Source organism: Haloarchaeobius amylolyticus (assembly GCF_042678045.1).
In the GTDB taxonomy this organism is placed as follows: Archaea; Halobacteriota; Halobacteria; order Halobacteriales; family Natrialbaceae; genus Natrinema; species Natrinema amylolyticus_A.
This window is the reverse complement of the sequence record NZ_JBHUDI010000001.1, coordinates 447900-459994: the sequence shown is the minus strand read 5'-3', so window position 1 is coordinate 459994 and position 12095 is coordinate 447900. Positions and strand designations below refer to the sequence as shown.

The 12095-nt window shown below is 63.0% G+C and carries 10 protein-coding genes; 8 read left to right on the top strand and 2 right to left on the bottom strand.

The features are described from left to right. Nucleotides 1-60: 60 nt before the first annotated feature. Complete coding sequence (locus ACFR99_RS02310; RefSeq protein WP_390283987.1) at nucleotides 61-495, bottom strand: archease; 435 nt, start codon at nucleotides 493-495, stop codon at nucleotides 61-63. Nucleotides 496-682: 187 nt separating this feature from the next. Here ACFR99_RS02310 and ACFR99_RS02305 point away from each other — a divergent pair, with 187 nt between their 5' ends. The 8 genes from ACFR99_RS02305 to ACFR99_RS02270 all read left to right on the top strand — a co-directional run bounded on the left by ACFR99_RS02305 (nucleotide 683) and on the right by ACFR99_RS02270 (nucleotide 10434). Next, a complete protein-coding gene (locus ACFR99_RS02305; RefSeq protein ID WP_390283985.1) occupies nucleotides 683-1159 on the top strand; it encodes a GNAT family N-acetyltransferase in 477 nt (158 codons plus the stop codon). Between the two features lie 75 nt (nucleotides 1160-1234). Next, nucleotides 1235-2410, top strand: coding sequence for a DNA primase small subunit PriS (gene priS / locus ACFR99_RS02300; RefSeq protein WP_390283983.1), 1176 nt, complete (start codon nucleotides 1235-1237; stop codon nucleotides 2408-2410). Beyond that, on the top strand, nucleotides 2407-3384 hold the full coding sequence (locus tag ACFR99_RS02295) for a DNA replication complex subunit Gins51 (protein ID WP_390283981.1): 978 nt from the start codon (nucleotides 2407-2409) through the stop codon (nucleotides 3382-3384). Before priS ends, ACFR99_RS02295 begins: the two co-directional genes overlap by 4 nt. A 182-nt stretch (nucleotides 3385-3566) precedes the next feature. Then, nucleotides 3567-4040 (top strand): thioredoxin-dependent thiol peroxidase, encoded by a 474-nt coding sequence (gene bcp, locus ACFR99_RS02290; protein WP_390283979.1) that lies wholly within the window; start codon nucleotides 3567-3569, stop codon nucleotides 4038-4040. Between the two features lie 389 nt (nucleotides 4041-4429). Continuing rightward, nucleotides 4430-4579, top strand: a complete 150-nt coding sequence (locus tag ACFR99_RS02285) for a rubrerythrin-like domain-containing protein (RefSeq protein WP_390283977.1) — start codon at nucleotides 4430-4432, stop codon at nucleotides 4577-4579. A 24-nt stretch (nucleotides 4580-4603) separates the two neighbouring features. Further along, nucleotides 4604-5908 (top strand): glutamate dehydrogenase GdhB, encoded by a 1305-nt coding sequence (gene gdhB / locus ACFR99_RS02280; protein WP_390283975.1) that lies wholly within the window; start codon nucleotides 4604-4606, stop codon nucleotides 5906-5908. A 276-nt stretch (nucleotides 5909-6184) separates the two neighbouring features. Continuing rightward, a complete protein-coding gene (locus ACFR99_RS02275) occupies nucleotides 6185-7708 on the top strand; it encodes a ribonuclease H-like domain-containing protein (RefSeq protein WP_390283973.1) in 1524 nt (507 codons plus the stop codon). Nucleotides 7709-7710: 2 nt separating this feature from the next. Continuing rightward, nucleotides 7711-10434, top strand: coding sequence for a DEAD/DEAH box helicase (locus tag ACFR99_RS02270; protein ID WP_390283971.1), 2724 nt, complete (start codon nucleotides 7711-7713; stop codon nucleotides 10432-10434). Between the two features lie 111 nt (nucleotides 10435-10545). Here ACFR99_RS02270 and ACFR99_RS02265 read toward each other — a convergent pair whose 3' ends face one another. Continuing rightward, nucleotides 10546-12063 carry a methyl-accepting chemotaxis protein gene (locus ACFR99_RS02265; protein WP_390283969.1) on the bottom strand — a complete coding sequence of 506 codons (1518 nt, stop codon included), beginning with the start codon at nucleotides 12061-12063 and terminating at the stop codon, nucleotides 10546-10548. Between the last annotated feature and the right edge of the window lie 32 nt (nucleotides 12064-12095).

The window sequence follows — 12095 nt, the reverse complement described above, 5'->3', positions numbered from 1 at the left end:
TGACCGTCCGACCGCCGCGAAGAAAGATGTTCGTCTCTCGTGTCGCCGATAGGCTGTCGCTTAGACGTCGAAAACGACGTACGCTTCCCACCCGCCGTCGGGAGTCTGCTCGAGGGACATTTCGGAGTAAGTCACGGCCTTCACCTCGCGGGCGTCGATTGCGGAAAGCGGGACGCCGCGGGCGCTGGCCTCGAGGGACCACTCCTCGGTGCCGTCGGCCGATTCGACGACGTCGATCGAGTCGACGCGGTGGTCGACGGGGAGTGCCGCCCGGACGTCGCGCAGGTAGATCAGTTCGTCGAGATAGTCGAACAGCAGCGCCTCGCGACCTTCGGCCGTCACGGATAGCGAAAACCGCTCGCCGCCGTCGGATGGAATCTCGTCACAGGAGGCGGCCGCGAGGCCGTCTGCCACCGCCGCGAAGGTCGCCTCGAGCGAGTCGCCGGTCGCCGAGACGGCGACGTCGGCCGTGTGGTCGCGCAGTTCGAATCCCATGGCCTCGTTTCGGCGGCCGACCTTCTATGCCCGTCGTTTCGACGCGTCGCCAGCGGTGAGTGTTCGTCGATGGTGAATGTGAACGCTGAACGCTGGCTGAACGTCACCGTGCGTGATGGCTCCGTGTAGCGGTCTCCAGCATCGACTGCCGGTGGAATTATATTGATTACAGTGGTAGAGTAGGATAGTGAGCGTCAACATCGACAGTCGGGTCGTCGCCCCGGGGAGCGACGAATTCGTCGACGAAGCCTGGCAGCTAAAGGAGGAGATCAACCGTCAGGAAGACGTGCTCAAGCAGCGATATGACTTCTTTACCGACGCGTATCGCCGGTCGACAGTCCACTGTTACGTACAGGACGAGGAACTCATCGGGTTCGCCGCCGTTCGACGCGACGGCTATATTCTCTTTCTGGCAGTGTCTCCGGACCATCGCGGTGAAGGCATCGGGAAACGACTCATCGCCCACGTCGCGGAGGACCACGACACGATCACGTGTCACGCCCGAACGAGCAACGAGAACGCGTTGCAGTTCTACGAACACCTCGGCTTCGAGATCAAACGACGGATCGACAACTACTACGAGGACGGCGGCGACGCCTACTACCTGAAACTCGGCTCGGACGCCGGACTCGCCGATCGCATCTCCGATCTCATTCGGCGCTGATACGTCCCCTGTGCGACGGCTCGCAGGAACAGTCCAATACAGTTATACCCGACCCACGATGAGTAGGCGAAGCGTATGGAAGAGCGAACGAGGGCCTATCTTCGCGGGCGATTTCGCGATCACTACCGACGAACTGAGATCACGCCGCCGCCCGCGGCCAACGAACGCGAGTGGGGCTACATCCCCTGGACAGACGGCCCGGATACGACGATGGTCCGCCACCGTTCGCTGCTCGAGTTAGGCGAACTCTCGGAGTTTCTCGTCCGCAAGCGCCCGCGCCACGTCTACTTCTCGGCGGGGCGCTTTCGCGACCCCGGCGCGAGTTCGATGCACGACAAGGACTGGCAGGCCGCGGATCTCGTCTTCGATTTGGACGCCGACCACCTGCCGTCGGTCACGCTCGGCGAGGACAGCTACGCCGAGATGCTCGCCAAGTGTAAGGACGCCCTCATTCGCCTGCTCGAGTTCCTCGAGGACGACTTCGCCTTCGAGGATCTCGAGATCGTCTTCTCTGGCGGGCGTGGCTATCACGTCCACGTTCGCGACGAGAACGTCTTGCACCTAGAGCGGGAACACCGCCGCGAGATCGTCGACTACGTTCGGGGCATCGGCCTCGAGTACGACGAACTGATCGAGACCGAGACCGTCGCCGGCCTGGGGCGAAAGACCCCGACCGAACGACGCACACTCCGGATCGAGGGCGGCTGGGGGGCCCGCATCCACGACCACTTCATGGCCTTCGTGGACGAGCTGCTCGAGATGGAAGAGGACGCGGCCCTCGAGCGCCTCCAGTCGTTCGACGGGATCGGCGAGGGGAAAGCGAAAGCCACGCTGAACGCCGCCCGAAACAACCGCGAGGGACTCGAGGCAGGCAACGTGACCGTCCACACCGCAGTCGCTCAACTGGCTGAGCGGTTCGCGAGCAAAGCTGTCGAACGAGACAACGCGCCCATCGACGAGCCGGTCACGACCGACACGAACCGGCTCATCCGGCTGCCTGGGAGCCTCCACGGCGGTAGCGGGCTGAAAACGGTACGCCTCGCACGCGACGAGATCGCCGACTTCGAGCCGCTCGTCGATGCCGTCCCCGAGACGTTCCGCGGCCACGAGATCACCGTCGACGTTACCGAGGGCGGCGAGGTAGAACTCGGTGGAGATAGCTTTACGGTCCAGGAGGGAGACCAGTCACTACCCGAGTACGTCGCCGTGTTCCTGATGGCACGCGGCCGCGCAGAGAAGGAGAAAGAATGAATTTAGACGAGTTGCGTTCGGTCCAGAGCAAGGAGCGAAAGAAGGACAGCCTCCAGAATCTCCGCCCCTCGTTCTACCAGGAGGTCGGCGAGTACATCGCCGACCTGGAGGACGAACGCGACCGCGTCGCCGAGCAGGCCGACGACCCCTTTTCATCGCCCGAGGTCGGCCGACTGACCGACGAAATCGAGACTGCCAAAGACGTCGTCGAGGCCATCTACGAGCGCCGGATGGGCAAACTCGTCAAACAGGCCAGCCTCGCTGCGGCCGGGATGGCGGCCGACGACGAGGGCTTGACCGCCGAGGAGGTGGACCTCTTCGACGACCTCGTCGACCGCATCAGCGCGAACAAGAGCCGGGTGCTGGACGTTCTCGAGGGCGTCGAGCAGCCCACCTCCGATACCGGACCCGACGCGACTGCGACGGCCGACACGCCCCAGTTGGGCGACGAGTCCGGCAGTTCCAGTTCCGACGCGCATCCGGACGCGCCCGCATCCGATCGAGCACCTGCGGCCGACACCCCTCCGGCACCACCGGACGAACCCCCGGTACCGCCGGAAGAGCCGCCAACTGACACCAGCGTCGCCGCCGATGAGGGGGCGGTCACGGACGCCTCGAGCGGTGTCTCGCCCGCGGACGTCATGGGCGACGGTCCGCCGATCGGTGACACGGATGAGGCCGGTGAGGAGGCCAGGATCGATTCGCCGGCGGGTCCAGCGTCAGGAGACCGACGTGAGGGGACTCGCGATGGCGCGGACGCGAGCACTGATACGGACTCGGACTCTGGCGACGTGACGGCTGCAGAGGCAGTTGCCGACGTCGATCGCACGACTGTCAGGATCACCCGCGACATCGGCGAGATCCTCGGCGTCGACGACCGCGAGTACACGCTGACCAGCGACGATGTCGTCACGCTACCGGAGCAAAACGCCGCGCCGCTCGTCGAACGGGAGGCGGCCGAACGCCTCGAGTGACGGCCGCCGAACGCCACCGAGAGTGTAGAATACCTGATAGTGACGACGCGGACGCGTGTCGGCGACGGGCCGCCACCGCGATCGCGTGTACTGGGCGTATGACTCCGGTTGTCCCCCTGTCTGCGACATATTTTCCGGTAGTGAACCATAACGCATACAATCGCAGTCGCTAACTCGGATGCATGCTTGATGTCGGCGACGACGCACCGGTGTTTGAACTGCCAAACCAGCACGGCGAGCAGGTCAGCCGCTCGGATTTCGAGGGGCAACGGCTCATCATCTACTTCTATCCCCGCGCCAACACGGACGGGTGTACCACCGAAGCCTGTGAGTTCAACGACGCTCGCTCGCAGTTTGCGGCCCGCGACGCTGCCGTCATCGGTATCAGCGACGATTCCGTCGCCGATCTCGCCGACTTCGCGGCCGATTACGACCTCGAGTTCGATCTCCTCGCGGACGAACTCGGCGAGGTCGCGACGCTGTACGATTCCTACGGTGAGAAACAGCTGTTCGGCAAGACGTTCGATGGTGTCTTCCGCAACACCTACGTCGTCGGTCCCGACGGCACCATCGAAGCGGTCTACGAGGACGTCTCGCCCGAGGGTCACGCTGACGAGGTGCTGGCGGACCTTGAGCAGGTCGACGCCGTCCACTGAGCGACCGCGGCCAATTCGCCGGTCCCGTACGCGCCGCCGTTGGACCACTCATACGGTCTGCTGTACCGAGTTACCGGCGTATCCGCAGGGCGGTCCGTTGATACGCCGGAACTGACTGATCGGAGCCCGTATCAATGAATAACTCGTTCTTCTCCGACGCCGTGAGAATTCACGACCCTGGAGCGCCGATACTATCCTGTCGGCGGCGATGTCTCGGCTAGCGCTCCAGCGTGTGTCCTGTCAGCAGCATGGAGGCGGACCTACTGGAACTGAGAGAGGCGCGATCACCACACCGACATTTGCCTTAATGGCCCTATATTGCGATTATACGTGTTTATATTACATTAATTCCTAATATTTATGCGTCTCTCGAACGACCAGTAGTATGCATGTACGATCTTACGGGCAGCCCCGATGCTACATCGACATACGAGTGCCTGGTTTGTGGTGAGATTATCACTGCCGACACCCGGGCCGAGAAATGCACCCGCTGTGGGCGTGCGAACACCCTCCAAAATCGGGCGCTGTCGCTCGAATAACCGGATTTTCCTCCACTACAAGCGATGTCATCCAATACCTCACCAACGACAGTCGAAAGTGCAGTTTCTCAGCCAGACGACGATGCGGAAGCCACGTCGGCAGTTGCAACGGCTCGACGACAACTCGAGCACGCTGCAACGCACCTCGATATCGATCCGAACATCGTCGAACGCCTCAAACACCCGGCAGCCGTCCACGAGGTAACAGTACCAGTCGAACGCGATGACGGCTCCATCGATGTGTTCACTGGCTATCGGGCACACCACGACAGCGTTCGCGGTCCGTTCAAGGGCGGCTTGCGATATCATCCGGGCGTCACTCGCGAGGAGTGTATCGGCCTCTCGATGTGGATGACCTGGAAGTGTGCCGTGATGGACCTGCCCTTTGGCGGCGCGAAAGGCGGGATCGTCGTCGACCCGAAGGAACTGAGCCAGGCGGAAAAGGAGCGCCTGACTCGGCGATTCACGGACGAAATCCGGGACATAATCGGGCCGAACAAGGACATTCCTGCGCCCGACATGGGGACCGATCCACAGACGATGTCGTGGATTATGGACGCCTACAGCATGCAGGAGGCGGAGACGCTCCCCGGCGTCGTCACTGGCAAGCCGCCCGTCATCGGCGGCAGTTACGGCCGCGAGGAGGCTCCGGGACGGAGCGTCGCACTCATCGCTCGCGAGGCCTGCAACTACTACGACTATCCGCTCGAGGAGACGACCGTCGCCGTCCAGGGGTTCGGCAGCGTCGGTGCGAACGCGGCCCGCCTGCTCGATGAGTGGGGCGCAACTGTCGTTGCAGTCAGCGACGTCAACGGCGCGGCCTACGATCCGACGGGGCTCGATCCGCATGCGATCCCGTCACACGATGAAGAACCCGAGGCCGTCACCGACTACGCCGACGAGACGATCGGAAACGACGAACTGCTCACGTTGGACGTCGATCTCCTCATTCCCGCAGCCATCGGCGACGTGATCACGGAAGCCAACGCTGACAGTATTCGTGCCGACCTCATCGTCGAAGGTGCGAACGGCCCGACGACGTTCGCGGCGGATACGATCCTGGCCGAACGCGACATTCCGGTCGTACCGGACATTCTCGCCAACGCTGGCGGGGTCACCGTCTCCTACTTCGAGTGGCTCCAGGATATCAACCGCCGGTCGTGGTCGCTCGAGGAAGTCCAGGACGAACTCGACAAGGAAATGCTCTCCGCATGGGACGACGTCCGAGCCGAGGTCGAAACGCGAGGGGTGACGTGGCGAGATGCGGCATACATCGTCGCACTTTCGCGGTTGGTCGACGCCCACGCTAATCGCGGTCTCTGGCCCTGATACAGACCGATAGCGCATACCCCGTCTTCAGGCGGAGGGCAAGCGGTTGCAGCTGTTAGCCCTGCCGTGCGTTCCGTTCTGTTCACGTCTGGTGAGTCCCGGGAGCCGTCAAACCCACACCGGAGAGCGATCTGGACCCACTGTACCGTCTCGAACCGGACTCGTCCGCGGTGAAATCACGGCATCTGCTCTCTCCTCCGGGGCTTCTCCGGTCGACTTCACTTTCACCCCGCTCGAGTCACACTTATAGAACGCGGGTTCGAACTGCGTTGTCGTATGGCGGCCGACGAGTCCGTGGTAGTGCTTGCGCTTCCGGCGTCGACGCTCGACCATGTGTCACGAGCCACGGTTCGGGATGCCGTTCAGTACTTTACTCCAGAGTGTATCACAATCCCCGGATCCCGGGCCGCCAAAGCGTACGCAATGGTTCGCGATACCGATCCAACGCTCCCCGTCGTTCATCCACAACTCGGCCACGGTGGTGAACACATCGATCACTATCGATACACTCCCGAAGCGGGTGTCCACGACGCATCCGACTCGGCCCCGCCAGCCGAGACGATAGACATTATCGCCGTTCAGAGCCGTGACGTGCTCCCCGACCTCCACTCCCAACTCGCCACAGGCGAGCGACGGACGGGCACCGACGCCGCGACGTTCCTGTTCGTCCCGCAACTCACCGTCGACTGGGAGACGACTACGCTCTCGACGACCCTTCCGAACGCCGAACAGTTTGCGGCGATTAGCGCCACGCTTCCCGAGCCAGTCACCGTCCTCGCGGGTGGGCAACCAGCTGAGTACTCCCACGAGTGGACACTGCTACACGACCGCTCGTCCGTGCGGGTGCCGATTGCGGGACTCGGCGCAACGACTCGAGACGGATCGAAGATCGCGCAGTACACCTGCACGCCACACGGGACCGTCGCGGCAGAAGCTGTCGATATCGATCAGTTCGGACTCACAGCGTTGAACGGTGTCGGTCACGCGACCGCTGATCGGTTACAGCAACGCGGATGTCAAACGACACGTGACGTCCGCGACCTCGCACTCGACGATCTCACCGACCTCCCGGGGATCGGGCGGACGACCGCCGAGACGATACACGCTCACGCCGACGTCATCGACTCGGGCGAGCCACTCCTCCTGACGAACAAAACGCCGGTCAAGACGCGTGACGATCGTCCACCCGTCTGCCTCGACATCGAAACCGACGGGCTCTCCCCGACCATTATCTGGCAATTCGGGGTGTACGACCCGGCGACCGACAGTTATCAGGCGTTCACCGAGAAGCAACACCCGACGAACCCGAAGCCGGTGCTCGAAGCGTTCATCACCTGGTTCCTCGCGACTCACGGTGACCGAACCGTGTTGACCTGGAACGGACACGGGTTCGATTATCGACACATCACGCAATTCCTTCACCAGTACCTCCCCGAATACGTCGACGCGTGGGACGACGTCTGGACGTACGACCTGTACAAATGGGCGGTCCGTGACGGGAACGCGCTGCTTCCCGGCCGAACGAACAAGCTCGCTCACGTCGCTCGTGCTCTGGGCTACGACTCCGCAGGAACCGGGCTGACCGGTGCACAGACTGCAGCCGCATATCAGGAGTTCATGCGGGATCCCGACTCCCCGGAGCGAGAACCCGACTGGGACCGACACGAGGCGTACTGTGAAGACGATTGCCGAGCGCTCTGGCACGTCTACCAGGCCATTACTGACGCGACACGGCGCGAGACGACTGACAGCGGTACTGGTGGTGCTGATGGACACCAGGCAGGCCTTACCGACTTCTAACGATGTGTGCACACGATTCCTCGAGCGATACGACCTCTCGAATCGACGTCTCGGGACGAGACCTCGTCGAAACGTTTCCCCGGCCGGGTCTCTCCCCCGAGTCAGAGTACATCGACATCATCGAACTTCCCGCGAAACCAGCCGACACCGTCTCGGCAGGCGACGTGCTGCGACCCGCGCTCAGTGACCCGTATCCGTACGACCTGTTCAGTCATCAGGCCGACGCACTCGACGCGCTCGGCGACGGTGAGAACGTTGCGGTGACGACGTCCACGTCCAGCGGCAAAACCCACATCTACGGCCTGCAAATCGCGCGTAACCTCCTCGAGGCGGGCGTTCTCAACGCGGATGGGACCAGGCCGTCCGACCGGAACAGCGCCTCGACCGCGCTGTGTGTGTACCCGATGAAGGCACTGACGAAAGATCAAAAAGAGGCGCTCGAGGACCTGTACGAGCAGCTCGGACTCGACGTTCGAGTTCGAATCTACGACGGTGACACGACGGGTGATCGACGTGCGATCCGTGAACAGGCAGACGTCATCCTGACGAACTTCGCCGGTCTCAACGTCTACCTCGAGCACCACGACAAGTGGAGTCGGTTCTACAGCGCGCTCGACCTCGTCGCAGTCGACGAGTCACACACGTACACCGGCATCGAAGGGATGCACGTCGCGTGGATCATTCGCCGGATGCAACGCGTCGCTGACTACTGGGGCGGCGACCCACAGTACGTCCTCACGTCGGCCACGATCGGCAATCCACACGACCACTCTACGGAACTGATCAACGCTCCCGTGACCGTCGTCGACGACGATGGCTCACCACATGGGCCACGTGACATCGTCCTGTGGAACCCACCACCGCGAGACAAAACTCGCGAGACGACCCCTGGCGACTCGTTCTCCCTCGAATCCGAGGACGATACCGAGGAGGCGTTCGACGACGAGTTCGTCGCGCAACGAGTCCCGGCGAGCGTCGAAGCGCCGAAAGTGTTCAACCACCTCACCTCGCACGATGTCCGAACGCTGCTGTTCTGCCCGAGTCGCAAACTCACTGAGCTCGGCATTCAACGTGCGGACGACCACCGGCGAGCCAACCCTCGAGCGTACGATCGGTCGACGACCGTCGACCGAGATGCGTACAACGCCGGGCTCGGCCGCCGCACACGCCATTCCCGCGAACACCAGTTCAAAACCGGCGCCCTCACCGGTCTCGCAACGACCTCCGCACTGGAACTGGGCATCGACATCGGGAGCCTCGACGCGACAGTCCTGATGGGATATCCCGGCCAACGCCAGGCGTTCTGGCAGCGGATCGGCCGTGCCGGTCGTGAAGCGAGCCGAAGCCTCGCAGTGCTGGTCGGAGATCACCGAACCCTCGACCAGTACGTCCTCAACAACCCCAACTACGTACTCGAGACCGACGTCGAAGACGCCGTCGTCGACACCTCGAACAACTCCGTCTTCGCGACCCACGTCCGCTGTGCCTGTGACGAAATCGCACTCGACGAGGCCGATATCGGTACGTTCGCTGACGAAGACCGCTTGCGTGCGGCCGTTAAAATGTGGCGCGAAGCCGGTTTCGTCGACGGCTATCTCGATGCCGCCGTCCACTACAGTGGCCCTGGTCGCCCACAGACGCGCGTCAACCTCTACGGGACCGACGACACTGATTATCACCTGCGCCTCGCAGACGGTGTCGATCGCGAGCGATGGGGGCTCTCCGACGGCCTCGATCTCGAGCCGATCGACCGAAACCGCGCGTACAGGGACTACCACGAAGGCGCTGTCAGGCTCCAGAACGGCCAGCAGTTCGAAGTCGTCTCCGTCGACGAAGACCGACCCCAACCGGTCATCGAACTCGAGCCAGTCGATCGCGAGTACTATACGCGATCACGCAACAAGGTCACCGTCCTCGATGCCGACTCCGAACAGTCCCGTGATATCAACGGGTTCACGCTCCATTTCGGGCGCGGAACGGTGGTCGTCCATCACCACGCCTACGACCAGATGTACATCGGCAACAGCGAGCCGAAGCAACAGCTGATCCCGACCGAAACCCCGCCGATCCTCATGGACACGCACCTCTGCTGGGTGGAAGTCCCCGAAGACGTCGAACTGCCGCTCGTGCGGAAATACCAGGAGTACGGCGTCGAAACCGGCGTCGATCCGGATCAGACCGGCCTCGCCCATCTCGGGTACATCGCCGGGTTGCACGCTGCAGAACACGCCACCATTCAGACCGCGCCGCTCGAGCTCCGTGTCGACAAGAACGACCTCGGCGGCCTCGCCACGCTCGTGATGGATACTCATTACACGCATCCCGAGTACGACGACATCGCCGATTCCATCAGGGGCTCGTTCGAAGCCGCAACCCACGCCCTTGAACGACGAACGAGCGACTTGTCCGGTCACACCGCCTCGGGCTGGTTCATCTACGACGGCGTCGATGGCGGCCTCGGCTTCGCACGCGCTATCTACGACGATTTCGAAGCGCTCGCGGAACGCGCACGTGATCAACTCCGCGACTGTAACTGCGGGCAGCCCAATGGGTGCCCCGCCTGTACGTTCGACGAAAATTGCGGGAACGACAACAAACCGCTCCTGAGAGCCTCGGCTATCGACGTTCTCAATCAACTCCTCGGCGACGACGACCGGGACGACCTGTCAGAATACCGCCCAGAAGACCACGGCGGTGACCGCCAGCCAGTCGTCTTCTACTCGTGAACGGCCCCTGCCTCCTCGCCGTCAGGCCCATCGAGCAGGGGCTTCTCGCTTCACCGAAGCTGTCAAACTACGTCAGATCTCGTTTCTCCGAGAGACCGTGAGCAGACAGTATCAGTCGTCGGTCGGCGAAGCGCTGACGGCGGCTGCGTCCGTTTCGAAATAGCGGAGTGCCTGCGAGAGCCGTGCAGCCTGATTGCTGAGCCGTTCGGCACTCGTCGAGACCTCGGTCAGCGCTGTCGTCTGTTCTTCGGCCGCGGCGGCGACGCTCTCGGCCCCTGTGCTCGTCGATTCGGAGATCGCCGCGATGTCGTCGACCATCGCGACGACCTCCTGGGTCGAGGCCGCCTGCGCTTCGCTGGCCGCCGAGATCTCCTGCACCCCGACGTTGGTCTCCTGTGCGAGCGTGGTAATCTCTGCGAGCGCGTCGACGGCCTCCTGGACCTGCTCGTTGGCGTCCTGGATACCGTCGTTCGTGCGCTCGACCTCGGCGGCGGATTCCTCGGTCCGGTCGCGGATCGCCTCGAGGCGTGCTTCGGCCTCCTCAGCCGCCTCTGCGACGTCTTCGGAGAGCGCTTTGACCTCCGTCGCGACGGCGGAGAACCCGTCGTCGCCGCTTGCACCCGCGGAACGGGACACCTCGATGTTCGCATTCAGTGCCAGCATGTTGGTCTGGCGTGCGATCTCGGAGATCGTATTGATCAACTCGTCGATCTGCTGGACCTCTTCCTCGAGGCGGTGTATCTCGGCGACGGCGTCGGCGGCCTCGGCTTCGATCTCGGTCATCGCAGTGATCGCGGTCTCTGCGGCTGCTTGGCCGTCCTGGCCGGTTTCGACGGTTCGTTCGGCGATCTCGGCGACCTCGTTCGAGGAGACGGCGATCTCTTCGGTCGTCGTCGACAGCGAGTCGAGTTCCCCGGTGACCGAACGGAGGTACTCGTGTTGTCGGTCGGCACCGTCGGCGATTTCCTGAATCGACTCGGAGACCTGTTCGGAGGCCGCATGGACTTCCTCGGAACCGGACGTGACCGATTCGGACGCGGCAGCCACGTTCTGTGCGAACGCCGTGAGATCCTCGGTGGTCGACTCGAGTGTGGCGACCATGTCGTTGAACTCGCGTGCGATCTCGGCCATCGCCTCGTTCTCGCCGTCGGGGTCCATCCGCTGTGTCAGATCGCCGGCCGCACACGCCTGCATGACGGCCGCGTACTCGTCGGCTTTCCGCTCCAAGTGCTGGTTGAGCTGGTCGGTTTCTTCGCGGAGCGTGACCGCCTCTTGACGCGCTTGCTCGACTTCCTCCATTTTCGTCTGGAGGGAGTCGTTTTTGTCCTGGAGGTCGTTGACCGTCACCAGCCCCACGTTGACCACGAGCAAGACGAATACGGCACCGAACAGGAAGACGAACCCCGCCAGCACCTGAAAGAGGAGCTCCTGACCGTCGAAGACGACCCAGAGGGCGGCGACGTAGCCCAGCAGGAAGAACACCATCAGCGCGAGGAGCCCTCGCCATCGTCGCCGGTAGCTCTCCTCGTTGAGTCGCAGGAACAGCCGCCGAGTATACAGAATCGAGCCGAACATCACGACGGCTCCGGCGGCGATCAGCCCGAGTACGATCGTCGATACTGCGACCATCAGTATCCACCCGTGACTGTGCTGTTCGTGCG